This window comes from Rhabdochromatium marinum, from assembly GCF_016583795.1.
Lineage (GTDB): Bacteria > Pseudomonadota > Gammaproteobacteria > Chromatiales > Chromatiaceae > Rhabdochromatium > Rhabdochromatium marinum.
Window position 1 is genome coordinate 1 of record NZ_NRRS01000052.1, and the last position, 25,303, is coordinate 25,303.

At 61.2% G+C, this 25,303-nt stretch carries 22 protein-coding genes, 2 tRNA genes and 1 pseudogene; 10 read left to right on the forward strand and 15 right to left on the reverse strand.

Annotated elements, in window-relative coordinates:
* Positions 1-83: 83 nt before the first annotated feature.
* A complete protein-coding gene (locus tag CKO36_RS13480) occupies positions 84-1,253 on the reverse strand; it encodes a hypothetical protein (RefSeq protein ID WP_200284603.1) in 1,170 nt (389 codons plus the stop codon).
* Positions 1,254-1,405: 152 nt separating this feature from the next.
* Between CKO36_RS13480 and CKO36_RS13485 the strand changes: the two genes are divergently transcribed.
* Together CKO36_RS13485 and CKO36_RS20465 are read left to right on the forward strand one after the other, a co-directional pair.
* Positions 1,406-2,674: an SUMF1/EgtB/PvdO family nonheme iron enzyme gene (locus CKO36_RS13485; protein WP_200284610.1), complete on the forward strand. Its 1,269-nt coding sequence runs from the start codon at positions 1,406-1,408 to the stop codon at positions 2,672-2,674.
* A gap of 86 nt (positions 2,675-2,760) precedes the next feature.
* A pseudogene (locus tag CKO36_RS20465) lies at positions 2,761-2,904 on the forward strand (hypothetical protein); the annotation flags it as partial.
* Between the two features lie 143 nt (positions 2,905-3,047).
* Here CKO36_RS20465 and avd read toward each other — a convergent pair.
* Positions 3,048-3,440 carry a diversity-generating retroelement protein Avd gene (gene avd, locus CKO36_RS13490; protein ID WP_200284612.1) on the reverse strand — a complete coding sequence of 131 codons (393 nt, stop codon included), beginning with the start codon at positions 3,438-3,440 and terminating at the stop codon, positions 3,048-3,050.
* Here avd and CKO36_RS13495 point away from each other — a divergent pair.
* On the forward strand, positions 3,439-3,663 hold the full coding sequence (locus CKO36_RS13495; protein WP_200284614.1) for a hypothetical protein: 225 nt from the start codon (positions 3,439-3,441) through the stop codon (positions 3,661-3,663). The genes avd and CKO36_RS13495 overlap by 2 nt on opposite strands.
* 192 nt (positions 3,664-3,855) lie before the next feature.
* On the opposite strand, the gene CKO36_RS13500 is transcribed toward CKO36_RS13495, so the two are convergent.
* The 6 genes from CKO36_RS13500 to CKO36_RS13525 form a co-directional block, all read right to left on the reverse strand.
* Positions 3,856-4,044, reverse strand: a complete 189-nt coding sequence (locus CKO36_RS13500; RefSeq protein WP_200284615.1) for a hypothetical protein — start codon at positions 4,042-4,044, stop codon at positions 3,856-3,858.
* 275 nt (positions 4,045-4,319) lie between these two features.
* Complete coding sequence (locus CKO36_RS20315) at positions 4,320-6,794, reverse strand: SUMF1/EgtB/PvdO family nonheme iron enzyme (protein ID WP_200284617.1); 2,475 nt, start codon at positions 6,792-6,794, stop codon at positions 4,320-4,322.
* A 7-nt stretch (positions 6,795-6,801) separates the two neighbouring features.
* Positions 6,802-7,797 (reverse strand): hypothetical protein, encoded by a 996-nt coding sequence (locus CKO36_RS13510; protein WP_200284619.1) that lies wholly within the window; start codon positions 7,795-7,797, stop codon positions 6,802-6,804.
* Positions 7,794-8,822: an AAA family ATPase gene (locus CKO36_RS13515; protein ID WP_200284621.1), complete on the reverse strand. Its 1,029-nt coding sequence runs from the start codon at positions 8,820-8,822 to the stop codon at positions 7,794-7,796. Before CKO36_RS13515 ends, CKO36_RS13510 begins: the two co-directional genes overlap by 4 nt.
* 10 nt (positions 8,823-8,832) lie before the next feature.
* Positions 8,833-10,164, reverse strand: coding sequence for a toll/interleukin-1 receptor domain-containing protein (locus CKO36_RS13520; protein ID WP_200284623.1), 1,332 nt, complete (start codon positions 10,162-10,164; stop codon positions 8,833-8,835).
* Positions 10,165-10,208: 44 nt separating this feature from the next.
* Positions 10,209-10,541, reverse strand: a complete 333-nt coding sequence (locus CKO36_RS13525) for a hypothetical protein (RefSeq protein ID WP_200284626.1) — start codon at positions 10,539-10,541, stop codon at positions 10,209-10,211.
* Positions 10,542-10,638: 97 nt separating this feature from the next.
* On the opposite strand from CKO36_RS13525, the gene CKO36_RS13530 reads away from it, so the two are divergent.
* Positions 10,639-10,818, forward strand: coding sequence for a hypothetical protein (locus tag CKO36_RS13530; RefSeq protein ID WP_200284628.1), 180 nt, complete (start codon positions 10,639-10,641; stop codon positions 10,816-10,818).
* Between the two features lie 348 nt (positions 10,819-11,166).
* A complete protein-coding gene (locus CKO36_RS19825; RefSeq protein ID WP_242469608.1) occupies positions 11,167-11,412 on the forward strand; it encodes an EF-hand domain-containing protein in 246 nt (81 codons plus the stop codon).
* Between the two features lie 122 nt (positions 11,413-11,534).
* Here the strand turns inward: CKO36_RS19825 and CKO36_RS13540 are convergent, their stop codons facing one another.
* Positions 11,535-13,139: a peptide chain release factor 3 gene (locus CKO36_RS13540; protein WP_200284632.1), complete on the reverse strand. Its 1,605-nt coding sequence runs from the start codon at positions 13,137-13,139 to the stop codon at positions 11,535-11,537.
* A 131-nt stretch (positions 13,140-13,270) separates the two neighbouring features.
* Between CKO36_RS13540 and CKO36_RS13545 the strand changes: the two genes are divergently transcribed.
* A complete protein-coding gene (locus tag CKO36_RS13545; RefSeq protein WP_200284633.1) occupies positions 13,271-13,699 on the forward strand; it encodes a rhodanese-like domain-containing protein in 429 nt (142 codons plus the stop codon).
* A gap of 109 nt (positions 13,700-13,808) precedes the next feature.
* A complete protein-coding gene (locus tag CKO36_RS13550) occupies positions 13,809-15,236 on the forward strand; it encodes a hypothetical protein (protein ID WP_200284635.1) in 1,428 nt (475 codons plus the stop codon).
* Positions 15,237-15,251: 15 nt separating this feature from the next.
* On the opposite strand, the gene cowN is transcribed toward CKO36_RS13550, so the two are convergent.
* The 3 genes from cowN to glgB form a co-directional block, all read right to left on the reverse strand.
* Positions 15,252-15,545 (reverse strand): N(2)-fixation sustaining protein CowN, encoded by a 294-nt coding sequence (cowN, locus tag CKO36_RS13555; RefSeq protein ID WP_200284637.1) that lies wholly within the window; start codon positions 15,543-15,545, stop codon positions 15,252-15,254.
* Positions 15,546-15,625: 80 nt separating this feature from the next.
* Positions 15,626-17,125 (reverse strand): D-alanyl-D-alanine carboxypeptidase/D-alanyl-D-alanine endopeptidase, encoded by a 1,500-nt coding sequence (gene dacB / locus CKO36_RS13560; RefSeq protein WP_200284639.1) that lies wholly within the window; start codon positions 17,123-17,125, stop codon positions 15,626-15,628.
* 25 nt (positions 17,126-17,150) lie between these two features.
* Positions 17,151-19,532, reverse strand: coding sequence for a 1,4-alpha-glucan branching protein GlgB (glgB, locus tag CKO36_RS13565; protein ID WP_242469609.1), 2,382 nt, complete (start codon positions 19,530-19,532; stop codon positions 17,151-17,153).
* A 276-nt stretch (positions 19,533-19,808) separates the two neighbouring features.
* Here glgB and malQ point away from each other — a divergent pair, with 276 nt between their 5' ends.
* Positions 19,809-21,332, forward strand: coding sequence for a 4-alpha-glucanotransferase (malQ, locus tag CKO36_RS13570; protein WP_200284641.1), 1,524 nt, complete (start codon positions 19,809-19,811; stop codon positions 21,330-21,332).
* A 42-nt stretch (positions 21,333-21,374) separates the two neighbouring features.
* Here the strand turns inward: malQ and CKO36_RS13575 are convergent, their stop codons facing one another.
* The 3 genes from CKO36_RS13575 to CKO36_RS13585 all read right to left on the reverse strand — a co-directional run bounded on the left by CKO36_RS13575 (position 21,375) and on the right by CKO36_RS13585 (position 24,339).
* Positions 21,375-22,052: a YceI family protein gene (locus CKO36_RS13575; RefSeq protein ID WP_242469610.1), complete on the reverse strand. Its 678-nt coding sequence runs from the start codon at positions 22,050-22,052 to the stop codon at positions 21,375-21,377.
* Positions 22,053-22,195: 143 nt separating this feature from the next.
* Positions 22,196-23,578 carry a sensor histidine kinase gene (locus CKO36_RS13580; protein WP_242469611.1) on the reverse strand — a complete coding sequence of 461 codons (1,383 nt, stop codon included), beginning with the start codon at positions 23,576-23,578 and terminating at the stop codon, positions 22,196-22,198.
* 53 nt (positions 23,579-23,631) lie between these two features.
* Positions 23,632-24,339 carry a response regulator transcription factor gene (locus tag CKO36_RS13585; RefSeq protein WP_200284646.1) on the reverse strand — a complete coding sequence of 236 codons (708 nt, stop codon included), beginning with the start codon at positions 24,337-24,339 and terminating at the stop codon, positions 23,632-23,634.
* A 217-nt stretch (positions 24,340-24,556) separates the two neighbouring features.
* On the opposite strand from CKO36_RS13585, the gene CKO36_RS13590 reads away from it, so the two are divergent.
* Together CKO36_RS13590 and CKO36_RS13595 are read left to right on the forward strand one after the other, a co-directional pair.
* Positions 24,557-24,633 (forward strand) — tRNA-Arg (locus CKO36_RS13590).
* Between the two features lie 29 nt (positions 24,634-24,662).
* Positions 24,663-24,738: transfer RNA gene (locus CKO36_RS13595), tRNA-Asn, on the forward strand.
* The last annotated feature ends 565 nt before the right edge of the window (positions 24,739-25,303 follow it).

Sequence of the window (25,303 nt, forward strand, 5' to 3'; positions counted from 1 at the left end):
GGCTCACTTCGATGGTGATCTCTTCGCCCGAACGCCGAACAACCGTGGCCATGATCGCTCCTCGCCTCATCATTTACAGAGGCTTAGAGCATACTCCTCGAAATAACATCTTGTCGAGGCCGCACCCCACTGCCAGTGCCGGCGCCGCTGGCGCTGCTGGGTGTTTGACTTGGATAGTAAAGATCCTTGGGGCTGCCCCAGCCAAAATTGCCGAACCAGACATGGTCATTGCGGTCCACGGTCACGCCCCAGCCCACACCGAGCAGCCCGCCGGTATTAAAGGGCGAAACCGGCTCGCCATTGGTGCCATCCGCCGGGTGACCATCGGGGCGCAGCACGACATTGAATTTAGTCGAATTCGGCGTGCCCTGGGTGACATTGTTGGCCACCCAGGCATAGCCGCGTGAATCCCAGGCCACATTGGCCGCGCCTCCGAAGGGCACGTCCGGGCGGCCGGTGTCGTTGAGCTTGACTGCAATGGTCCATTGATCCGGCTCCGTGGTCAGAGCCGGCGCGAAGGCGGTCCCGGTCAACGCAAACAGCGCGATGAGATGAGCATTCTCAGCCGGATTCCGGGCCAAATTGGCCAAGGCCTCGGCAGTATCGACCGGAATTTTCCGCAGCTCGTTGCGGGTCGAGAGCAGCACGGCTTCCTTGATGCCCTCGATCTGAATACACTGATTGAGCAAATTAGCCAACGAATGGGTCAGCCGCATGGCGTTGGTTTGATCCGCGTTGGGAGAACTTCTGAGCACCTCGGACAACTCACCCGTCGCCGGATCGGCGATATTGCGACTCATCATGGCAGCGATGCGCAAGCGGAAGGCATCACCGGCGATGCGCCCAGTGCGAAAGAACTGCGCCATCGCATAAGAGGCGGCCACGCTGGTCACTTCGTTGATGGTGGCGGCCTCCGGCAGGTGGTCACCGAGGATGGTAATAAACCGGACTCGACCACCAAGCGCGGCGGAGAGAAACAGGATGCTGTTAGACGTCTCTCGGTTGGTCGACAGCTCGAAATGTCCGGCCTCGTCGGTGACCGTGCTCGCCAGAGCGACAGGGGTGAATTCAGTGGCTTCGAACAGAGTGACACGCACCTGCTGCACGAGACTGGATGCGGCTGGGCCGGCCACGCTCAGCACGCCGTTGAGAGTTGCCGCCCGCGCTGGTCCCGTTATGGCCAGGGCGATCAGAATCACGGAGATGAACCGACAGGTAAACCGAGACAAACAGACGCTGTTCGGATATGTCATGGGCGATATCCCCTGCTGGCTGGATGTTAGCAATCAAATCGCCGGGTTTGACTATTGTCCTTGCGAATGTGCGACTGGCTCAGGACATCTCAAGGGCAACCATAAGAAGTTTTCGGCTACGATGTCGAAAACGAAAAGCCAGGAATCCCCTAATGAGCAACAGCCCATCGGTCCAGCGTTCGCCGCGGGTATTCATCAGCTACAGTCACGACTCCGACGCACACCGCCAGCGCGTCCTCGCGCTCTCCGAGCGTCTGCGCAAGGACGGCATCGATGCCGATCTCGATCAGTACGTCCAAGGCGCCCCAGCGGAGGGGTGGCCACGCTGGATGCTCAACCGACTCGACTGGGCCGATTTCGTCCTGCTGATCTGCACACCGACCTACTATCACCGTTTCCGTGGGCACGAAGAGCCAGGCAACGGCAAGGGCGTCGACTGGGAAAGTGCCGTCATCACCGATGCCATCTACGATGAGCGCAGCGCGACCCTCAAGTTCGTGCCCCTGCTCTTCGATCCCGCAGACGAGAAGAGCATTCCCGAGCCGGTGCGCGGACATCGCTTCTACTGTCTATCCTCGGCGATCGAGTACCAAGCGCTGTACGACTTCCTCCTCGGCCAATCAGGCATTGAGCCCCGCACCCTCGACGCGCCCAAGCTGAAGGCACGCGAGCGCGCCGAGCCTCAGCGCACCCGCCGCCTGCACATCCCGGACATCACCTGGGTCGAGATCCCCGGCGGCCCTTTCGTCTACCGGAATGGCGAGATCCGCGAGCTGCCGACCTTCTGGATCGCGCGCTATCCGGTGACCAACGCCCAATACCAGACCTTCATCGACGATCGAGGCTACGAGGAGCCGCGCTGGTGGGAGGATCTCAAAAGGCCGAAACGCCAAGACTCGACCTGGCCGCAGTCCAACCGCCCGCGCACCGATCTCGACTGGTATGAGGCGGTCGCCTTTACCCGCTGGCTCAATGCGCGTCTTGGTCTGCCGGAGGGAAGTCTCCGTCTGCCGACCGAGCTGGAATGGGAAAAGGCGGCACGGGGCGAGCAAGGGCGGATCTATCCGTGGGGCGCGAAATATCGCTCCGGCCATGCCAATGTAGACGAGAAGGGTGAAGACGTCGGCCAATGGTATTTGGAGCAGACCACGGCGGTTGGTCTCTACCCGCATGGATGCTCGCCTTATGGGGTGGATGACCTGGCAGGCAACGTCTGGGAATGGTGCTTGAACAAGCACGATGATGTTGCGAGCATCGCTCCAGACAAATCCGGAGACAGACGTGCGTTGCGCGGCGGGTCCTGGATCTACGACCCAGACTTCGCGCGCGCCATCTACCGCTTCAGGACTCCCCCAGGGTTCCGGGACCTCAACGGGGGCTTTCGGTTGTTGTCGTCCGTCCCCATTGAGCCTGTCCGCTGATTGGCTGTCCGCTGTCTCGCCGGCCGCTGTCACCTGGCTCCGTCGCGGAGCGACGGAGCCGTTTTATTTCCGCCCACTCGTGGGCTATGATCACCGACGCTGGCTCGCCAGCCGGGCGCCCCGAGACCAGACGTGCGTTGCGCGGCGGGTCCTGGATCAACAACCCAGACAACGCGCGCGCCGACAACCGCAACAGGAATCACCCAGAGAACCGGAACAACAACAGGGGCTTTCGGTTGTTGTCGTCCGTCCACATCGCATCGGTCCGGCATTCGCCGGGGCCTGTCGTCCAAGGCCGACAGGACGCGGTCGGCATTGATGCAATGGCGCGGGTGCGTCCGGTCCGCATGCCGCTTGGGCATCGGGCAGATACTCAGCTCGGGGCGCCGCCTGGACCTGCTCCCGTCGCGCCCCTTTCTTTCCCGCCCTCTGGTCGCTTCACCCAACCGCCCAGTAGACGCCCGATCTCGGCCACTAAACGGCTCACATGCTCGTATTGTCCGTCCGTCAACCAGTGCCAGTGATGCGCCAGGCGCAGATAGAGCCTGACGCTCTCCAGGTGCGCATCACACTCCAGCAACAACCGCTGCCGCTCCGCGCCACGGCGCTTTCTGGCCAGGAAGAGCTTCTCCTGAAAACACAGCAGGGCATCTGCCAGGTGTCGCGTCAGACTGTGTCGATAGGCGCGGGGAAACTTCTCCGTCTTAGGCAGTAGCCACTCGAGTAGATCGAAGGTTCGTGTCAGCAACAACATGCTCTCAGCCATGGGCAAGACTCCAAATCAGCTTTTCCAGCGCATTCTAGCCTTCGACAATCTCTTCGAGGCTTGGCGGAAGGCGGCGCGCGGCAAGCGATCCAGCAGGGCGGTGACCAGCTTCGAAGACCGCTTGGCGGACCATCTGCTGGAGCTGCAAGCGGTGCTGGCGGGGGCCGTTGGAAGCCAGGCGGCTATGTCCAATTCCACATTGCAGAGCCCAAGCGCCGCTTGATCAGCGCCGCGCCTTTTCGGGATCGCGTCGTGCACCATGCCCTCTGCGAGTGGGGTGGGTGTTGCGGATCAGGAATACAGCCCGCCGTTCTTCCCTGGGGACGACCTCCTGGCCGCCTGTCGCCCACGCGGACTGCCGATCGGCAATTTGACATCGCAGTTCTGGTCGAACTGCTATCTGCATCCCCTGGATCTATTCGTGAAGCGTGAACTGGGTTGCCAGGCCTATCTGCGCTATGTCGACGACTTCTGTCTGTTCCACGACAGCAAGGCCCAGCTCTATGCCTGGAAGCAAGCCATCATCCAGCGCCTCGAGCGTCTGCGCCTGCAGGTGCACGCGAGCGGGAAGGCCAGGTGCTGCCCGTGCGGTGCGGTATCCCATGGCTTGGATTCGTCGTCTACCCGAGCCACCGCCGGGTCAAGTCCCGCAAGGTGGTGGAAGCCACCCGGAGGCTCGGGGAGCGGTTCGACGCCTGGCAGCAGGGTCGGATCAGCTTCGGCGAATTCGACGCCAGCGTTCAAGGCTGGATCGCCCATGTCCGTCACGCGGATAGCTGGGGTCTGCGGCGGCATGTGCTAGAGCAACTTGTGTGGTAACCCATGGACCTCATTGGTATGCCGAGCGTATTCGGCGAGCAGCAGACAGCGGACAGCCAATCAGCGGACAGGTTCGATGGGGACGGACGACAACAACCGAAAGCCCCAGTAGTTGAGCCGGAACTCTGGGAGATACCAGCCGCGGTCGTCGGCGCGCGCGAAGTCTGGGTCGTCGAACCAGGACCCGCCGCGCAACGCACGTCTATCGCCCGAGTTGTCCGGAGTGAGGGCCGTAAGATCGCCGTGCTTGTTCAGGCACCATTCCAAGACGTTACCTGCCAGGTCGTCGACCCCGTCAGGCGAGCCGCCATGCGGGTAGAGACCAACCGCCGTGGCTTGGGCCAGATACCATGGGCCGCCACCTGCAACCTTCTCGTTCACATTGGCATGGCCGGAGCGATATTCCACGCCCCAAGGATAGATCCGCCCTTGCTCGCCCCGTGCCGCCTTTTCCCACTCCAGCTCGGTCGGCAGGCGGAGACTGCCCTCTGACAGACCAAGACGCGCATTGAGCCAGCGGGTAAAGGCGACGGCCTCATACCAGTCGAGATCGGTGCGCGGGCGGTTGGGCTGCGGCCAACGCGACGGCGACGGCTGCGGCTCCGGCCGTACCGGATCCACCCACCAGCGCGGCTCCTCGTAGCCCCGATCGTCGATGAAGGTCTGGTATTGGGCATTGGTCACCGGATAGCGCGCGATCCAGAAGGTCGGCAGCTTGCGAGTTTCTCCATCCTGGTAGATGAAGGGACCACCGGGGATCTCGACCCAGGCGATGTCCGGCAGACCGTCCGAGCGGAGCCCGACACCGGGCCTCGGGTCGCCGAGCCGGGCCAGCTCGTCGCCGATCGCCAGACGCCGAGGCGGCTCTGTCCCTGGATCTGCGATCTCGTCGAGCAGCGCCCGAATGTCCTGGGGCAGGCTCGAGACAGGCACCTCGATCTCGATGGTCCCGACCCCTGGGCGTGGATCGCCCAGCTCGGCGAGGCGATCGCCGATCGCCAGACGGCGCGGCGGCTCCGTGGCGGGGTCTTCTATCTCCGCAAGCAGACGTGCGATCTCGGCGGATCGCGAGGTTCCATCTCGCGCTTCCGCTCCCGAAGGCGCTTCCTCAGGCGAAGACAGCTTGCCAGTGCGCCACCAGTCGTCGAGCGCTTGAAAGACGCCATCCGCCCCAGCCGACTCCGCCAACCGCCGCCAATCCAGCCAGTCCAACAGATGTCCCGCACCGGTTCCAAGGCTCGGCGCATCGACCGACTCGATACGCAGCAGAAAACCCTCTGGCCCTGCTTGGTCCGGCTCGGTGGTGGATGCGGCCCAGAGATCGTGCATGGCCTGGGTCCACAGCCGAACCGCGCGCGCGGCGTTCGCGCTGGGTCCGTCCCGACGCTCCATCGCCTCTGGCGCCAACTCGACCGCAATGCCCTGCCCGCGCAGCCATTCCGCAATCGCCCTCGCCTGCTCGAAGTCTGCCTGAGCATGGACGAGCAGGAGCGGAGGCTGGGCCTGCGTCTCGAGCGCCTCGGCCGGCAGTTCCGCAACCAGCTCCCATTGGCTACCGTTCAACGTCGTCAAACGGACGCTGCGGCTCGGCGGACTGAGTGGAACACGGCTGCCAATCTTCACGGCATGCCAGGCACCGACATGACCGGCCGGCGCGATATGCAGACGTCCGGGCAATGGGCTGGGCAGTTCGATCCCAGCCTCCTCGCCCGTTGCCGGGACGAAGTGCAGCACCGGTGGCCCCGCATCGTCTCGGCGAACCTCGACACCGAGCCGTGATTGAGCCATGGGCGGGGGTAGACGGCCCTTCAGCCAATCCGGCAGCGCTTCAGGGGCTCCGACTGGCTCGCCGGACCAGTCCCCGCCGTCACCGAGCGCGAGCGCCGCATAGCGCGCGAGCAGGCGTGCCTTTTCCGCCGAGCAACCGTCCAGGCGACCTCGCAGGCCGGGGAGCACGCGCTTGGCCAGACGCGCGAGACCGATGCGTCGCTGATCGAGTCGGGACCGCCGTTGCTCGGACGTCTCACCCGCCGCAAGTGGCTCGGATTCGTCCGCGATCCGCGCGAGGATGGCTTCCAGCCCTTCATTGATCGCAGCGCTGTCGGCGCGCAGGGCGTGATAGCGAAGATCGCGCTCCAGCCGATCCTCCGCCGACCAGTGGCGGGTGTGCTCGCAGGTGAATGTCCAGATTGCCTCCAGACTGGGCGCGTCTTCCGCGACCTCCGAGTCATGTTCATCCTGATGGCCTGGGCAGGACCGTGCGCCGGCGAGCTGCGCGGCAAGGACGCAGGCGATGCCCGGATGCAGAACGATCTCACGCGTGCTCCGCGCAGCGACCAGTCCGCTGAGCCAGAGCTGGGACTCCAGCTCCGCGTCGCTGGCGGGAAGAAAGCGCTGGCGCGCATTGCGCAGCAGCAGCGGCTCAATGCGCGGTGCGAGGACCAGGAGGCGGGCCAGCGGGATGATCTCGGGCCAACGCTCGCGGGCATCCTGGAGCAGAAACCGCTCCAGCGTGTTGGGTGCGCGCCAGGTCACGGGGCGTTCACCGCCAGTTTCCGGCAGGGTCTGCGGCACGCCGGACCATGCCGGCCGTGGTGCGTGGCCCCCAGTGAATCCGGGTCGCACCTGGCGCGAAGGTCCTTGGCCAGCGCTCCGCCGGCCAAGGGATGAGCAGGATCAGCGGGCTGCCTGCCTTGGCACAGTCCGCAGCCAACATCGGCCAGTCCGGGTTTGGCTCGGCGGCGGCTCGGCCCTGGATGCCGAGATCGGTCGCCGCAAGCACCGGGCGACCATCCGGCCGCCATGGAACCGGCTCGCCCGCGGGGGTCCATGTGCGCGCCTGGGTTGGCTGGGTATCGAAGCTGTAGACCCGAGTCGCGTGCGCCCCGACGACCTCATGGACTTGCTCGCAAAGTTGCCTGAGGTCTTCCCAGAAGGGGGTCATAGAGCTGCTGTAATCCAGAAGCAGCTGGCAGCCTCGGTCGAGTGTCGCCTCGCGGCGACGCGGAAGGTCGCGAAGGGGCTGGCGGCGACAGACCGCATCGATGAGCGCGCCGAGGTCGATGCGGCCGGTCGCCCGTGTCGTCGCCAATCCGGCGGACAGAACATGACGCGCGGTACGCTCCGGGAGCAGGGTCGCCCGCGCCAATTGTGGCTCGGGTTCAGCAGGAAAGGCGGCATTTCGCTCCGTGAGCCAGTCCGGCACCTCCTGATGTGGTGGCGCCAGCGTCGGCAGCCGCTTCAAGCCACTGGGCAGAACGCCTGCTGGAAGAGGAACCGGATTAGGCGGAGAGGGAGGCATCAGAATGGGCGGCGCGCTTGCTGACGGTCGCTCCGACTTAGCCTGTCTGGGTGTGCTGCGCCGATCGAAGACCTGATGACTCCTGGCGCTGGCGACAACCTTGGGCTGCGCGGCAAGACCGAAGCCAAGGCAGTTGGCGATCGCCGCCGCCTGATTCGGGTCGGTCCAGGGCAGATCATCCAGAGCGCGAGCCAGGTCGCCCAGATGGATCTCACCACGGCGGGGCTGCTCGCTCATAAGTTTTCCAGTCGGAGCGCCGGGTCTTTCGCCAGCACGGCCCGCTCGATCTGCGACCAAACGGAGCCGGGCGCGGCGCTGACCTGGATCCCGAGTTCCTCGCAGGCGCGAACGGCGTCGAGCAGCTCGGCTGTGCCGGGCCGTCTGATGCGCTGCTTTTTTGCGAGGTCACGCAGCTTGAGCAAAACGTCCGCGACGGCGCCGACCCTTTGCCGATCCCCCTCCGGCTCATGTTGCATCGCAATCTCGATCAGCCGTTTCTTGTCTGGGTCTGGTATCTCAAGCAGGACACAGCGCCGCAGAAACGCTTGCGGCAGCTCGCGCTCGCGGTTGGTGGTGATAACCGTGAGCAGCGGGTCGTCCCGGTGAGCCTGGGCCTCGATACTAGTCAGCGCTCTGCCGTCGCGTGCGGCACGGAAACCTTCGGGTAGATCGAAGCGGCGTCTGTCGAGTGGCTCGAGCAGGTCGTTGGGCAGGTCCGGCTCGGCCTTGTCGATCTCGTCGATCAGGAGGACGGTGCCGGCCCGCTGGTCGCGTTTGGGCTCGCGCTCGACGCCGGGATAACGAAGATCGACCTCGTGCACTTTGGCATCATCGGCAGAGAGGCCGCGGCGGCGTGCGGTCTCAGGGTCGAAGGCCCACCAGAAGATGCCGGGGGTGAGGTAATAGGCGTCCGGGCGAGCGGCGGCGCCTTCGGGCTGGTCTTTCACCTTACCCAGGCGTCCGAGCTGGGCGTCGTTCAGACGTCTGAGCTGATCGACCTCGGCGGTGAGTCCCTCCAGACGCGTTCGGGAGGTGATAGTGCAGGACAAGAGGCGCCAGCCCTGGAGTTCTGCGACGGCATCGGCGAGCCGGCTCTTGCCGCAGCCAGGATCACCTGAAACGAGCAGGGGCCGATTGGTCGAAAGGGCGACATCGATGGCGATGGCGATCTCGTCCGTGAAGACATAGGGAAGAACGCCCTCTGACTTGGGCAGGACCTTGTCTTTAGGCAGATTGAAGTGTTTTGGGCGGTATTCGGGCATGGGCAGACCATCAATCTTGATCGAGAATTGTGACGGCAGCGCGCTCGGCCAGATAGGCGCTCATTTCGGTGTTCGCTTCGAGCGGCGGGGTGATGGGTCTCAGGCCGTCCGGCATGTCGTGAGCCGGAAGGCAGGAGGCGAAGACGAGTACCAGCTTGTGATAGATCCGGGTGAGCTGCTCCAAGTCTCGGCGGAGGAGCGGGTCTGGAAGTCCGCCGACGCTTTCGGTCGCGGGGATGATCACGACGATGGCGGTCGGCTCCTGGTTGACCTGCACGTCGAGCAGGGCGTCGGGGAGCGATGACGGGACACCAGGGCCTAGCACGCGTCGGCGGATCTCCGCTCTGACCTGCTCTGCGGACTGAAGCTCGGTGATAGGCACACAACGGGGGTGACTGCCCGGCCAGGCACGCTCCAGATAGCGCTCCAGTGTGTATGCCTCCGCCTTCAAGAGGTCGTCGGCCAGGGTGACCATTTGTCCGCACAGCGCTAACGGACGCTTATCCTCTCCCGCAGCCGGCAGAAATCCGGCAGCGCCCGGATGAACCCAGAGGGCGCGCAACTGTTTCAGCAGCAACCGCTGCTGACTACCCGAGAGCAGCGGCACGCGGTCCAGAATGTGGCGAAAGGCGTTGAAGCAGCTTCTCACGTCGTCGCCGGAGGTCTGAAGCAAACGCTCGGCCAAGCGATGGGCATAGCGGTTCAGACTAGGCAGACCAGGGCCAACCGCATGCGTTGTCAATGGGCCGAAGTCATCGAGTGCCGTCTCCAGGGCGGTTGCGGTTGCCGCGTCGACCAGCAGCTTCGCGACGGCGTCCCGCAAGAGATCGAGCGGCGTGCAGGCACAACTGTGGGAAAGGTCAGCCGGATTACCAAGCGAATCGACGACACCCTCCACGATTGTTTGGGCATCATGTCGGGCGGAGACGCATTGAATCCGACTCATCTCCAAGGAGCCCCAGAATCCTACAGCAAGATCCGCTTGGCAGGATTCGCCTTCAATAGTGACAGGAATTAGGATGAAGTTGGGGTTCAGCACCTTGCGCCAGCCCAGAATCGCCGCCTCCTTGGCCACCCAGTCCGATTTTTCCAAAGCGCGTTTAGAGACTAGGATGATGGCGGCCTGACACTCCGCGAGCCAGAGGTTCAGCTCCCTGTTCCAGTCGTCACCGGGGATGAGACCATCGCGGTCCACCAGGATGTGAATCGCGTCGCCGTACCTTTCCTTGAGGCCATCGCAGGTTTTCCGCAGCAAGCGCCAGTTGGCATCGTCATCCGTGTACTTGTGCGGGACGTCGTCGAGGCGCGAGCTGTGGCTGATGAAGAGCTTGAGGGGAGCCATCGGCGATGCATTCTCCGACGCGGTGCTTGTTGGGTATCCGGATTCTAAAGGGAGGCGGGACTCAACCTAGGACGACGGATCAGGAACCGCTGGCGGTCGGCAGGAAAAACGCGGCGAGGACAACAAGGAGCACAGCACCGTGGAAGACGCTCAAGGTGACGCTCTTGCGCGAGGAAGTAGCCATCCAGGCCCCAGAAGGTCAAGGCCGGTAGCAGCGCCACGAGGATCAGGTCCGATTTGGTCTCGCTCACGGCCAAGGCCAGCAATGCGGACACCAATGTGACCGACCAGCCTTTAAGCGCGAAGGAGTTTCCCGCCAGCCGGTCGATTACGCCTTGCACGAGCGCGAGGTGTTCTTGATTGATGTGCGTGCTCATAGATGGTCTCTGGATCTCGTTCGGGGGTCGTACCGACGGGAATCACTCTAGTTCGGCTCGGAAGTACCCAAACGGGCGAGCATGGCGCCTCTCCGATGTGATTGTACATTGGCTCGAAAGGCTTGGCATTGAGACGGTCTTCCTCGGCTCGCGTCCGCGCCCAGTCGACTTGCTGCTGGTGACAATGGCGGCGACCTTCTCAACCGGCTCGGTAATCAATGTGGCCCTGTTCTCCACCAGCCGCTTGATGGAGCATGTCAGTCGCAAGGGCGAGTAGACCCCGTCCGAGATTGGCCCGATTGCTGGTATCATGTGTGAAGCGGCAACAGCTGACGAGCATGACGCGCCGCGCAAAGACTTCGTGAGGCAGTGCCTTTGCGCCCCTCGCGAAGCACAAGCTGAGCTTCCGAGCTTCCAAAACCAAAATGATGCAAAACGCAAATCGATGGAGATTCTAATGATCCGTTTGAACAAAGAAGCCAAGCTTCTGATCTGCAGCCTGTCATTGAGTTTTTTGGTCTGGCCACTGGCTGGCTTGGCCCAATCATCTACCCCAAACAACCCTGGCATGGGTCCCGGTATGGGTCCCGGTATGGGTCCCGGTATGGGTCCCGGTATGCGACGTATGATGCCAAGTTTCCAAGATTTCGACGCCAATGGCGATGGACAGCTGACACAGACAGAATTCGAACAGGCACGCGCGCAGCGCATCGCCGAACGCTCGCAACAAGGGTATCAGATGCGCGGTTTGGCCAGCGCGCCCAGCTTCGCCGACATGGACACCAATAACGACGGAGTCATGGATCCCGATGAGTTTGAGGCCGCACAAGCACGCCACCGTGGCGCCGCTGCACCGGGCACTGGCCAGTGAATTAGTCTATGGCCACCGTTTCGGTGGCCAGCGCGCGATTGACATCATCAACAGTGCCGCCTAACCCCGGCACGACCGGCCACGAAGGAAAGGCCGGATCCATCTCCATCTGTTCCTGACAACTAAAGTTCGCGGGTGGCCAGGAATTCAATCTCCGGCCAGCGTTCCTGGGTCAGTTGCAGATTGACCCGGGTTGGAGCCAGGTAGACCAGCTGATCGTCGCCATCCAGGGCCAGGTTGTCATGGGCTTTGTCCTGAAAGCGGGCCAGCAGTTTGGCATCTTCGCAGCGCACCCAGCGCGCCAGAGCGACACTGACCGGTTCGACCACGGCCTCAACGCCGTATTCATCGCGCAGCCGATAGGCGGCGACATCGAATTGCAGCACTCCAACGGCGCCGAGAATCAGGTCATTGTTCTTGCGCGGGCGAAATACCTGGGTGGCGCCTTCCTCACATAGTTGCAACACGCCTTTTTGCAGGGCTTTCATCTTCAGCGGGTCTTTCAGTACCACGCGGCGGAACAGCTCCGGGGCAAAGTACGGGATGCCCTCGTATTTGAGTTCCTCACCCTCGGTGAAGGTATCGCCGATCTGAATGGTGCCATGATTGTGCAGACCAATGATGTCACCCGGCCAAGCTTCCTCGACATGGCGGCGCTCATCGGCTTGGAAAGTGATGGCATTGGCCACTTGCACTGTCTTGCCGATGCGTACATGGCGCATTTTCATGCCCTTTTTGTAGCAGCCTGAGCACACTCGCAGAAAAGCCACCCGGTCGCGATGGGCCGGGTCCATGTTGGCCTGAATTTTGAACACAAAACCACTAAAGGTGGACTCATCTGCTCCCACCACCCGCGAGCGGGTCTGACGTGGCAGCGGCGCTGGGGCATAGTCAACAAAGGCATCAAGCAGTTCCTTGACGCCAAAATTGTTGATCGCCGAGCCAAAAAACACCGGCGTCTGCGTGCCGGCCAAATAGGCCGCGTGATCGAAGCTGTGACTCGCGCCCTGCACCAATTCCAGTTCCTCGCGCAGCTCGGTGGCCTGGTCACCGACGACCTCATCCAGGCGCGGATTGTTCAACCCATCGATGATTTCGCCTTCCTGAATGCGCCCGCCATGAGTGGCGCTGAACAGGTGGGTGCGATCATGGCGCAGGTCATAAACGCCCTTGAAGCGCTTGCCCATGCCAATCGGCCAGGTGACCGGGGCGCATTGGATGTTGAGCACCGACTCAATCTCGTCAAGGATTTCAATCGCGTCACGCCCTTCACGGTCGAGCTTGTTGACAAAGGTCAGTATCGGTGTGTTGCGCAGCCGGCACACATCCATCAGCTTAATGGTGCGTTCCTCGACGCCCTTGGCGACATCAATCACCATCAGCGCGGCATCCACGGCGGTCAGGGTACGATAGGTATCCTCGGAGAAATCCTCATGGCCTGGGGTGTCGAGCAGGTTGACGATGGCATCACTATAGGGAAACTGCATCACCGAGGAGGTCACCGAGATGCCACGTTGCTTTTCCAGCTCCATCCAGTCGGAGGTGGCATGGCGCGCGGCCTTGCGGCCCTTGACGGTGCCGGCCATCTGAATGGCGCCGCCGAACAGCAACAGCTTTTCAGTCAGGGTGGTCTTACCGGCGTCCGGGTGGGAAATGATGGCAAAGGTGCGGCGCTTGGCGAGTTGCGCCCCTAGATCAGAACGAGCGAGCGGCGAGAGCTGGGACATGACCTCGATTCTCAAAGACGGAAAAACCCGTCATGATACCGGGTGCCGACCCGGATCGGCCACCAGGACGCAAAACCTGATCCCAAACCACCATAAGAATCATCATAACAACCATCATAAAGGAGTCTGCGATGACCACCGACATTCCCCAAGCGTTGACACCCCGAGAGGCAATGGATTTGCTCAGCGAGCATCCGGAAGCCATCCTGGTTGATATCCGCTCAACCATGGAGTTTCTGTTTGTCGGCCATCCGCAGGGCGCTGTGCATGTGCCCTGGATCGATGAGCCGGACTGGACTATCAACCCTCAGTTCACCACCGAGATTCGCAAACGGTTGCTCGGTGGCGCGCTTTGCGAGGCGGGCAAGCCCTGCGCGCCAGTGATTCTCATCTGCCGCAGTGGCAAACGCTCGCTGGAAGCGGGCAAGGCACTGATTCAAGATGGACTCACGACCGTCTATCATATTGATGAGGGCTTTGAAGGCGATCTGGATGCGCACCATCACCGCAGCAGTGTCGGGGGCTGGCGCTTTCACGGGCTGCCCTGGGAACAGTGCTGACCAACCAAACAAGACAGCTTGGCGTCAGTGTGGCAGGATAGTCACAAAATATTCAGGGTTGGATTCAACCTTATGACCATTGCGTGCTGCACAGGCAGGTAGCTTTCCCATGTCCATCACGATGTCGCAATTTTTGCAGTCCCACGGGCTTCTGCGCAATCCATTCATTGAGGAAGAAGCACAAAACGACAAGGTGTTTGAGAACCTTGTCAATGAGTCGGGCTACGCATTCAATCATCAGGCTTGGGATAAATTCTTTGGCGACCCACCCGGACGTGGCACCTCAATGATCTTTGGCGTCAAGGGCAGCGGCAAGTCCGCCCTGCGCTTGGCGCTGGAGAAGAATATTGCGCATTTCAACCGGGAACATCCCGAGCGCATCCTGCTGATTAACTATGACAACTTTAACAGTTTCCTGGAATCCTTTAAGCGCAAGTCCGATCAGGATCGCAAGCGCGAGTCAGCGGTGACGCTCACAGATTTCGGTCTTGCCCAGCATCTCGATGCCATTCTCGTGTGCGGCATGGAGGCCCTGCTAGCCGAGGTGAACAACGGGAATGTCGCCCTTGATACGCTGGAACCCTATCAGCGTCATGAGCTCATGATGCTGATGGCCTTTTACATCAGCGGGCCACCGGATCGGTACAACCGCATCATGACCGAGATGAATCGCCGCCTGTTGCCACGCGGTCTGTTCGGGCGCTTGGGAGGCGCGATCAAAAACGCCCTGGTCACGGTGCTCACATTGGGCCTGGTGCCACTGAATCGCTCACTGTTTTACGCCGGTGTGGCCCGCTCGGCTGAGCGGGAGATTCTGGTGCGAGTGCGCAATGCCCGGGACGTCAAGCGGGTGCTGCGCTCCATTTCCAGCGGTTATTTGAAGGATCAGGATATCAGGCGCCGGGGCTGGCGTGATGAGGCCGATGTTCGTCGGCTGTTTGTCACCAAGTTGATTGATATTGTATTAAGCCTTGGCTACCAGCAAATTGTGGTGGTCATGGACAAGGTCGATGAGCCATCCCTGATCAATGGGGATCGCGAGAAAATGGAAGCCTTCGTCTGGCCACTGTGGAACAACCGCATCCTGCAACTGCATCCCAATCTCAGCTTCAAGATGCTGCTGCCGCGCCAGCTCTATGAGGCGGTGCGCAAGGCCAGCTCTGAGAAGGCCAACGAAGCCCGCTTCGACAAGCAAAAGATTATTTATCCCTTCCGCTGGGGCGACAAGCAGCTCTACGACATGATGTCGGATCGTCTGCGCATCTGCCGCACCGATCCCAGCCAGCCCTATCCGCTGGAGCATCTGTTTGACGAAACCATGCCCAAGCGCGAGATCCTGATCGCGCTGGACCGGCTACGCCAACCGCGCTTTGTATTGAATTACCTCTATCGGCTCATCGCCGAAACCTGTGCTCAAACCGATCAGGTCAGCGATCAACCCATACGAATCCAACGCGAGGTGTTTTACCAAGTCACCGCGACCATTGGTGAGGATATCAAGCAGTATTATCAGACTCTGGGGGAAAGTCCCGAGTAACAGGGGGTATGCTGATCAGCAGCATTCCTCTTCCAGGGCCTCAAGGAGTTCATGGCCCCACTCATCATCCTCAAAGAGCGCAAACAGCTCGCGCAACGCATTGACCTGACTGCCGACAAAATACAGCTCATCGTGTCCGCGCCGCTCGGCCTCGGCCAACTTTGTTGCAAAATAGTCACGCCATTGTGAGCCTTCCGCCAATGAGGCCATGTGCTGACGCACCCGCGCCACCAGTTGCTGTGCACGCTGATCGCAGTCAATTCCTGCAAAGCTGATATAACGATCCAGTGTTTGAGTCTCTGCGGTCATATTTTGTGTAACTCCTAGGCTGTACTTTTGGATAGCGACCAATAAAGGAAGCTCTTAAGCAAATAGCGCGCCTGTTTTAGCTACTGACCGCCTGGCAAGGGCGCTCCCCGATAGACCCAGCGCAAGATCTCGTGCTGTACGGCATGGCCGCGCCAGGCACCCAGCGCCTGGCCCTCGCGTCCATTGACCAAAACCACGACCACCCAGCGCCGATCGTCACGATCCAGCACATAACCCGCAATGCAGCTCGCTTCGCGCACGGTGCCGGTTTTCAAGTGGGCACGTCCGGCGATGGGCTCACGCCTTAAGCGGCGCCGCGTGGTGCCATCAACCCCGGCGATGGACATAGAGGCCAGCAGCTCCGGCATCCAGGGCCGATGGTAACTCCAGGTGAGGAGTTCACCGAGACTGCCGGCACTGATGCGGGTTTCGCGCGACAGGCCGGAACCGTTCTCGACAACCAAACCGGGCATCGACAGTTCGCGCTTGGCAAGCCAAGCGGTAATCGCCTCGCGTGACTTTTCCAAAGTACCCGGCGAGCCGGAACGATTCACGCCCAGGGTCAGAAACAGCATCCGTGCCATCAGGTTGTTGCTGTTCTTATCCAGGTCGCGGGTAATCACGCTGAGCGGCTGCGACAAGGCACGATCAAAGCGACGCGCGCCCTTGGGAACCCGACCAAGGCGAATCTTGCCACCAATGCTGCCGCCCAGATCCCGCCACAGGGCATCGAAAGCGGCCGCCGCATGCTGTTCAGGGCTCAGCAGCAGCCGCTCAACCTTGGTCTCACCACACTGATCGGCAAAGGTGCCGGAAATGCGCAACTTGGGGCCGGAGGTTTCGGTGGCCTCAATAAAGCTGGCAATGGGATTGTGATGACGCCTGACACAGGGGGCATCGACCAGGCGGGCGTCATTGACGATCTCAACACCGGTCAAGGGCGGACTGGTATAGACGCCCACCGCATGCCTGGCCCAATCGTGATAGATATGGATTTCAGTCACCTGCCGGTTGACACTCAGGGCCGCCGGTAGTGCGTTATAGCTGCTTTGGGCCGCGCCGTCGAAATCGCCGCGCTCATGCTCGGGCGGCGCCAAGTAGCTGTTGTCCAGCACCACATCACCTTCAATGGCAATCAGCCCCTTGGCACGCAGCGCGCGCAGCAATCCGGCAAACGCATCGGTGGTGAGATAGGGATCGCCAAAGCCCTGAATGTAGAGATTGCCTTGCAATTGCCCGCCGACCAAGGAGCCATCGACATAAACATCGGTCGTCCAGTGATAACTTGGTCCCAGCAGATCCAACCCGGCAATGGTGGTCAGCAGCTTGATGACCGAGGCCGGCGCTCTGGGCACCTCGGGATTAACCAACAGATGTGGTGCCGTGGCCTCCACGGCACGCACATAGACGCTCACCTGGCTGATATCCAGGCCCCATTCAGCCAGCTGCGCATCGAGCTTGCCGGGCAGGTCGGTGGCGGGAGCGGCGTACGCAACTGTCCCGAGCAGAGTGCAGACCAGTGCCAGTAGCAGGATCAGCGCCAGCGCCCGCAACCTGGAGCACTCTGATTCACTGCACATCCGTGTTGCGCCTCCCCCAAGCACCTTAGACAGGTTGCTCTGGAGAGGGCGCATTGGTAGAAGGCATGCCCGAATCGCGCGCCGCGTCCTCATCCACCTCCGCCCCTAACGACGGCGGTTGATCTGTAACCGACTCCGCAGTCACGGACTCGCCAGTCATGGACTCGTCAATTACCGACTCATCGGGCACGGACTCATCCGGTGCGGCCTCATCGGGTTCCAACACCATGATGACGCCAGCCAGCGGCGGTAAAGCAATAGGAATGGAATTTTCCCGTCCCATCCAACTCAGCGCCTCGGAGCGCACGCCACCCTGATTGCCGACATTGCTACCACCGTAAACAGCACCGTCAGAATTGATCGCCTCGCGATAAAAACCGGCACGCGGCACGCCAATGCGGTAATTCTCCCGGGGGACCGGCGTGAAATTAAAGGCCGCCGCGACAATCTGGCGTTGGTTCTTCGATTTGCGCAAAAAGCTCAGCACCGATTGGGAACTGTCATGACAGTCGATCCATTCAAAGCCCGAGCTGTCAAAATCAACCTGATACAGCGCCGGCAATTCCCGATACAGTCGATTCAGGTCGGCCACAATTTGCTTAATACCCTGATGCGGTTCGCGTTCGAGCAAATACCAGTCAAGGGCTTGGTCAAAGTTCCATTCCTTACCCTGGGCAAATTCACAGCCTTGGAACAGCAGTTTTTTGCCCGGATAGGCAAACATAAAGGTATAGAGCAGCCGCAGTGAGGCGAACTTTTGCCAGGCATCGCCGGGCATTTTGTCGATCATCGAGCGCTTGCCATGCACCACTTCATCATGGGAGAAAGGCAGCACGAAATTTTCGGTGAAGGCATAGAGCAACCCAAAGGTCAGCAGATCATGATGATAATGCCGATAGATGGGATCCTTTTCCATATAGGACAGGGTGTCGTGCATCCAGCCCATGTTCCACTTCATGCTAAAGCCGAGTCCGCCGAGATAGGTCGGACGCGACACCTGCGGCCAGGAGGTGGACTCCTCGGCAATCATCAGACTGCCTGGATGCTGCTCATGGGTGACGGTATTTAACTGGCGCAGCAGTTCAACGGCATCGAGATTTTCATTGCCACCGTATTTGTTCGGAATCCACTCGCCTTCCTTGCGCGAATAATCCAGATACAGCATGGAGGCTACCGCATCGACGCGCAGGCCGTCGATGTGATATTCGCTTAACCAATAAAGCGCGCTGGAGAGCAGGAAATTCTTCACCTCATGGCGCCCGTAATTGAAGATCAGCGTTCCCCAGTCACGATGCTCGCCCTGACGTGGGTCGGCATGCTCAAAGAGCGCGCTGCCATCGAAACGGGCCAGCCCGGTGGTATCGCGCGGAAAATGCGCCGGCACCCAGTCCAGCAGTACACCGATGCCATGCTGGTGCAGGTGATCGACAAAGAAGCGGAAATCGTCCGGGGCGCCAAAGCGCGCGGTCGGCGCGAAATAGCCAGTGGCCTGATAGCCCCAGGAGGCATCCAGCGGATGCTCGGTAATGGGCATCAGCTCAATGTGGGTAAAGCCCATCTCCTGACAATAGCTCGCCAAGCGCTCGGCCAGGTCACGGTAATTCAGAAAGTCGCCATCCTCGCTGCGCTGCCAGGAGCCCAGATGCACCTCATAGACAGATAAGGGCTGTTCCTGCCAATTGTGGTGCGCCCGCGTCTCCAGCCACTCAGCATCGCGCCATTGATGCTGAGTCGGCGCCTGCAAAATTGCCGCCGTCTCCGGGCGTTGCTGAAAGGCATTGCCATAGGGGTCGATCTTCACCAGCGGCAGGCCGGCCTGATCGCGCAGCTCAAACTTATACAGCTGACCGGCCTCAAGCCCGGGGATAAACAGCTCCCACACCCCGGTGCCCGGGCGCACGCGCATGGGGTGCGCGCGACCGTCCCAGTCGTTGAATTCCCCTACCACACTGACGCGCTCCGCGCTGGGCGCCCAGACGGCGAAGGCAAAGCCGTCGATGTCATTGATACAGCGCTGATGCGCGCCGAGAAAGCGATAGACATGCCAGTGGCGCCCTTCACCAAACAGATGCAGGTCAAAATCGCCCAGTTGCGGGCCAAACAAATAGGGATCATGCCGCGTATGCACCCGTCCCTGCTTGTCGTACCAGTCGATCAGGTAGTGGCCCTGCACCAGCGAGGCGTCGCCTTCCCAGACGAACAAATCAGTGCCCGGCAGGCGTTCCAGCTCGACCTGGCCGCCATTCAGGCGCACCCGCTCGGCGCGGGGCAAAAACACCCGCACGACAGCTTTCCCGTCGCCAAGCTCATGGCGCCCGAGCACTTCAAAGGGATCATGGTGGCGCGCTTCAATGATCAAGCGCAGCGGTTCTGGCAAATTACTCGGGTTCGGCTCATGTCTAGCCATGGTGTCAGGCATCTCGCAATCGTGGTCTAACCCGATCAGGCACGCCGCGTCAGGCCATGCACGCGCCCTGTCACATCGGGTTGGCAAAATAAAAACATCGAGCGTGGAACGACAACCCTGCCTGACCACGCCGCCCAGTACTGGTGAGGGCGTCCTTAGCGCACCTTCACGGCACTTGCGAAGAGGCTGATGTTAACATAGGAGGCAGTCGTCATTTTGACGCTTACCCCGGCATATCTCCTCAACCGCATCACATACTTCGGAACACTCGCTCGCATGACATCCCCTGCTCCCCATCCCACCGCTCTGCACGAACGTCGCGCGGGGCTGCTGTTGCATCTCACCTCCTTGCCCGGTTCCGGTCCCTGCGGCGATCTGGGCTGGGAGGCGTTTAATTTTGTCAATTTCCTGGCCGACTGCGGTCTGAGTGTCTGGCAGATGCTGCCGGTGGGTCCACCTCAGGGCGATCTGTCGCCCTATCAGAGCAGCTCCGTGCATGCCGGCAGCCCGCACCTGATTGGCTTGGATCCCTTGATCAAGTCCGGCTGGCTGGATCAACTGCCGGACAACCCCGGTGAGGCCGGCGCCAAACCCGCCGCCCTGCGACAAGCCTATCTGGGCTTTCGGCAGGTCGCCGGGGATGCCGATCGAGCCGCGCTGGCGACCTTTATCGAAGCGCAGGCCCACTGGCTCGAAGACTATGCGCTGTTTCGTGCCATCAGCGAAGATCGCGCACTCCCCTGGTGGAAATGGCCCAAAGGGCTGCGCGAGCGCGAAAACCGCGCCATGAAACAGGCGCGCACCAAGCTCGCCGACGCCCTTGACTACATTCGCTGGGAGCAGTTTGTCTTTTTCAGCCAATGGGCTGCACTGCGCGATCATGCCAATGCGCGCGGCGTGAAGCTGTTTGGCGACATGCCCATCTTTGTGGCCCATGACAGCGCTGAAGTCTGGGCGCGTCCCCATGACTTCGACCTCAACCCCGACGGCAGCACCCGCGTGGTCGCTGGCGTGCCGCCGGATTATTTCTCTGCCACCGGCCAGCGTTGGGGCAACCCCCTGTATCGCTGGGATCAGCTCCAGGCCAATGGGTTTCAGTTCTGGATCGAGCGCATTCGCACCCAGCTCAGGCTGTTTGACCTCATCCGTATCGACCACTTTCGCGGCTTCGAAGCCTACTGGGAAATCCCGGCCAGCGAGGAATTCGCCATCAATGGCCGCTGGATCACAGCCCCTGGCGATGCCCTGTTCGAGCAACTGGCAGCGGAATTTGGCGCCTTGCCGCTGGTCGCCGAGGATCTGGGTGTGATCACCGATGAAGTCACTGCTCTGCGCAAAAAGTATCGCATGCCGGGCATGAAGATCCTGCAATTCGCCTTCGACGGCGGTACCGACAATCCCTATCTGCCGTTTCGCCATGAGACGGATTCGGTCGTCTATACCGGCACCCATGACAACGACACCAGCCTGGGCTGGTTTCGCGCGCTCAGCGACGCTGAACGCTGGCACCTGGCCGATTATCTGGGCTATCCCGCCGCTGAACCGGCCGGCGACCCCGTGGGCGAACCCATGCCCTGGCCGCTGATTCGCAGCGCCCTGGCCTCGACCGCCAACCTGGCCATACTGCCTATGCAGGATGTGCTGGCCCTGGACGGCAGTGCCCGCATGAATCGCCCCGGCACCACCAGCGGCAACTGGACCTGGCGCTTCGACTGGACTCAGGTTGACCCCACGCTGGCCGACCGCTTGCGTCATCTGGTCAGCCTGTACGGACGCCAACCCGAAGCCGCCTCAGACTGATCAACGGCGGGTGACGGGGCTGGCGCCGCACAGCGCCCCGCCTCAATCTGCGGTATCAGAGGCATCGGCTGCATCCGTCGATGCTGCCGGCTCCTGCACAAAGGTTAAGACAAAAGTCACCGGCACGGCATGGCTGATACTTTCCAGACCGGCCAGTTCGCGCAGTTGCTCGATCCCAGGGGTCAGGCCAAATTTTTCTGCGTCCACCACCAGCGGCTGGCGGCTGGCAACCAGCATCACATCGGGTGCCACTCTGGCCACCTGCAAGTGCATAGTCATCGGCTGCTCCTGTCCGTGCAGGGACAGCACCGCTTCCCCGGTCAACTGACCGATTTCGCCAACCTGCATAGCATCAAGCACCGCTGGATCAATCTTGGCGCTCAAAGTCGCCTGCTGATAATCCGCCGTCTTGAATAACAGCTCCCGCATGCGCTCATTGCGCACCGGAATCTGGGTCTCGACACTGTCGAGCATCAACTGCATCGTCACCTGTCCGTCAGCGTCGACCCGCCCGGTCATCTGCTCGAAACTGTGGATTTCAGCGATGTTCTGCGCCTTAATCGAGATAAACGCAAGATGTGATTGCTCCGGCTCCAATACCCAATCAGCGAAGGCCGGCAGTGCAGCACCCGCCAGAACCGCAGCCAGTGCCAAGACACCAAAATAACGCTTCATCATCTGAACCCCCTGTAAGCGACAGTATTTCGTACATTCGCTCATGACATCATTCGTACATGACATCACTGTTGGTCGAATGCCGCGCCATGGAACCCCAAGCGCGTTCATTCACCCATATCGGGACGGCCGCCGTCACACCCAAGTACCGGACGCCAATGGCCGCCAACACATCACGCCAGTACCCTTCAAGCCGCCGCCTCCAGCACCAGGCTTACACGCAATCCCGGCGCATTGTCGCCTAACTCCAGCCGCGCTCCATGCAGTTCAGTAACCGCCCGCACCAAACTCAAACCCAGCCCGCTGCCAGGGCTTGATCGACTGTCATCCAGGCGAAAAAAGCGCTCGCACACCTTCTCGCGCAGCTCCGCCGGAATACCCGGTCCCGAATCCGCCACCTGAACCGATACTTCCCCCGCCTGCTTGCGCGCACTGAGCGCAATCAACCCAGCGGCTGGTGTATATTTGATGGCATTCTCCACCAGATTCACGCCGGCCTGAAACAGCAAATCCCGATCGCCCACCACCCACAACTCCTCCGGCACCGCCGCCTCCAGACGCTGCTCGCGCTCAGCGGCCACCGGTTCGTAGAGTTCGGCCAGATCACGCAGCAAAGCGGCCAGATTGACCCGCGCAAAGGCCGCCCGGCGACTCCCCGACTCGATGCGCGCGATACGCAACAGCGCATTAAAGGTGCCCAGCAACTCCTCGGCATCGGCTACCGCCTCCTGCGCCTCGGCACGCACAGCCGCCGGCAAGGGCCCTTGCACCAGCCACTCCAACTTGGCGCGCAACCGGGTCAGCGGGGTGCGCAAATCATGCGCGATATTGTCCGACACCTCGCGCACACTGGTCATCAACTGCTCAATGCGCGCTAGCATGCCATTGAGGTTGACCGCAAGCTGGTCGAAATCATCGCCACTGCCATCGCTCGGCACCCGCCGCGACAAATCCCCCTCCATAATCTCGCGGCTGACCTGATTCACCGCCTCCAGCCGCCGCACCACACTGGCACTGATCAGCCAGCCCCCCAGCAACGCCAGCGCCGCCGTAATCGCCAACCCCGACCACAGCGCATCCAGCATCAGATCGCGCACCGCCGTCAGCTCGCGCACGTCGCGCCCCACCAGCAGGCGTAAATCCCCACGCAGCCGAAACACTTTCGCCCGCGCCGCCAACGCACGATCTGACGGTGAAGGCGACATCCCTGGGTCGAAATCACGCAAGCGAAAATCCATCCAACCCGCCGGCCCAATCGGATCTGGCGGCCAGCGGTTGAGATTGCCTACCAGCGGCTGCCCAGTGCCATCCGCCAGCAAATAGAGCGCCGCCCCGCCCGGATCCCGCTGCAAACGCTCGGCAATGATCGCCGTCAGCCCGGCTAGCCCCCGACGCCGGTATTGCTCCGCCAGACCGCGAATCTCCGCATTGATGGTTGCATCCGTCTGCCGCGCCATATAGCCGGCGGTCGACCAGTACACAAACCCCAGCAAAATCGCCATTGAGGTCGCCAACAGCACCACATACAGCAGCGCCAGCCGAAAGGTCGAGCTGGCCAGAATCGCGCGCAACCGCGCCCACGCCCGCCCCCCAACCGATGTCCCGCCTGCCTCAGCTGCTCGCATCAGTTGATCTCATCAGGTACATCCGCTGCCTCAGGCACCCGTAACACATAGCCGGCCCCACGCACGGTATGCAGCAGCGGATAGGCAAAGCCCTTATCGATCTTGCCGCGCAAACGGCTGACATGCACATCAATCACATTGGTCTGCGGATCAAAGTGATAATCCCACACATGCTCCAACAGCATGGTTCGGGTCACCACCTGCCCGGCATGCTGCAACAGATACTCCAGCAGCCGAAACTCACGCGGCTGCAACTGAATGCGCTCGCCCGCACGCGTCACCTCTCGGCCCAGCAAATCCATCTCTAGATCCCCCAGCCGCAAGCGCGTGCTGGCTGCCTCCGCCGGTGACGCACGTCGCATCAACGCCTCAATCCGCGCCTGCAATTCGGAGAACACCGGCGGCTTGACCAAATAATCATCCCCTCCGGCTCGCAGTCCCTCCACCCGATCATCCACATCGCCCAAGGCACTCAGAATCAACACCGGCGTACGCACCCCTGAAGCGCGCAAGGTACGCAAAATCGTCAAACCATCCACCTGCGGCAACATCCGATCCAACAGCAACAGGTCATACTCCTCACCCGCCGCCATCAACAGGCCCTCGCGCCCATCCTCGGCCACATCCACCACGGCCCCCATCTCCCCCAAGGCCTTTTTCAAGTAGCCACCAAGCTGCACATCATCTTCAACCAACAACACCCGCATCATCTTCGCTCCATCTCAACCATCCCACCCAACAACAGCCACCCAACAGGAAACAGCTGCCCAACAGGCCAATGCCAGCCCAGTTTAACCCCACCCAGACCCCGAGGTATCCCCACACACTGGCCCAATGTCAGACCTCACTTCAGCCCTCCATCTCACCACCGTAAAATTAACCCTTGACACCACCCCCTCAACCCCCCAGAATATGCGGCTCGCAGCGCCCGTAGCTCAGCTGGATAGAGTACCTGGCTACGAACCAGGTGGTCGGAGGTTCGAATCCTTCCGGGCGCGCCAATCAGTACAGCAACAAGTAAACCGTTTATTCCCCGATAGCTCAGCCGGTAGAGCAACTGACTGTTAATCAGTGGGTCGCAAGTTCGAGTCTTGCTCGGGGAGCCAAATAAAACAGCGGCCTAGCCTCATCAGGGGCTAGGCCGTTTTTTTTGGTGCTAGGCTGGTGCTAGGGGCCAGATCAAACATCCGCCGACTTGAACCAAGTCCATCAAGGAATCCCCCCGGTTCTGGTGCGGCGATTTGCCCCATAAGAGCCTCACCTTGCCCCCTCCACCTCTAAGGGCGACATCTCGCCGCATCTTCTCTAGTCTCCCTTCCCTCGCCTTCTGAGGCGATCAGAAGTCGGTCGAATTAGATCAGCGTGACGTAATCCCAACTGGGTATTGCAATCTAAATCCTGACTATTTTAGTCAGATTTTTTAGGCATGGTGTCCCGTCCCGTGTGATTATTTGCCAAAGAGGAGCCATCCTTTGTTCCTCGCTCGAGCAGTTCTTGAAGCACTGATCGCCGAGCTCAAGGCGGATTGCCTAGAGGCTGAACGACCCCTATCTCGACCAGCAACCAGCGACGATCAGACCATGGAGGCATGAACGATGCAGGTTCGACTTCATAAAAACGCCCGCACCACCCCGGCCGTTCGTGCGGAGCTGCGCGCCTCGACGTTGCCCA

Coding starts and splice junctions, on each gene's coding strand:
- glgB (WP_242469609.1), bottom strand. CDS start 19,532: ATGGCTAGACATGAGCCGAACCCGAGTAATTTGCCAGAACCGCTGCGC.
- CKO36_RS13485 (WP_200284610.1), top strand. CDS start 1,406: ATGAGCAACAGCCCATCGGTCCAGCGTTCGCCGCGGGTATTCATCAGC.
- avd (WP_200284612.1), bottom strand. CDS start 3,440: ATGGCTGAGAGCATGTTGTTGCTGACACGAACCTTCGATCTACTCGAG.
- CKO36_RS13525 (WP_200284626.1), bottom strand. CDS start 10,541: ATGAGCACGCACATCAATCAAGAACACCTCGCGCTCGTGCAAGGCGTA.
- CKO36_RS13540 (WP_200284632.1), bottom strand. CDS start 13,139: ATGTCCCAGCTCTCGCCGCTCGCTCGTTCTGATCTAGGGGCGCAACTC.
- CKO36_RS13515 (WP_200284621.1), bottom strand. CDS start 8,822: ATGCCCGAATACCGCCCAAAACACTTCAATCTGCCTAAAGACAAGGTC.
- CKO36_RS19825 (WP_242469608.1), top strand. CDS start 11,167: ATGATGCCAAGTTTCCAAGATTTCGACGCCAATGGCGATGGACAGCTG.
- cowN (WP_200284637.1), bottom strand. CDS start 15,545: ATGACCGCAGAGACTCAAACACTGGATCGTTATATCAGCTTTGCAGGA.
- malQ (WP_200284641.1), top strand. CDS start 19,809: ATGACATCCCCTGCTCCCCATCCCACCGCTCTGCACGAACGTCGCGCG.
- CKO36_RS13495 (WP_200284614.1), top strand. CDS start 3,439: ATGGGCAAGACTCCAAATCAGCTTTTCCAGCGCATTCTAGCCTTCGAC.
- CKO36_RS13545 (WP_200284633.1), top strand. CDS start 13,271: ATGACCACCGACATTCCCCAAGCGTTGACACCCCGAGAGGCAATGGAT.
- CKO36_RS13510 (WP_200284619.1), bottom strand. CDS start 7,797: ATGAGCGAGCAGCCCCGCCGTGGTGAGATCCATCTGGGCGACCTGGCT.
- CKO36_RS13550 (WP_200284635.1), top strand. CDS start 13,809: ATGTCCATCACGATGTCGCAATTTTTGCAGTCCCACGGGCTTCTGCGC.
- CKO36_RS13585 (WP_200284646.1), bottom strand. CDS start 24,339: ATGCGGGTGTTGTTGGTTGAAGATGATGTGCAGCTTGGTGGCTACTTG.
- CKO36_RS13520 (WP_200284623.1), bottom strand. CDS start 10,164: ATGGCTCCCCTCAAGCTCTTCATCAGCCACAGCTCGCGCCTCGACGAC.
- dacB (WP_200284639.1), bottom strand. CDS start 17,125: ATGTGCAGTGAATCAGAGTGCTCCAGGTTGCGGGCGCTGGCGCTGATC.
- CKO36_RS13500 (WP_200284615.1), bottom strand. CDS start 4,044: ATGGGATACCGCACCGCACGGGCAGCACCTGGCCTTCCCGCTCGCGTG.
- CKO36_RS13575 (WP_242469610.1), bottom strand. CDS start 22,052: ATGAGCGAATGTACGAAATACTGTCGCTTACAGGGGGTTCAGATGATG.
- CKO36_RS13480 (WP_200284603.1), bottom strand. CDS start 1,253: ATGACATATCCGAACAGCGTCTGTTTGTCTCGGTTTACCTGTCGGTTC.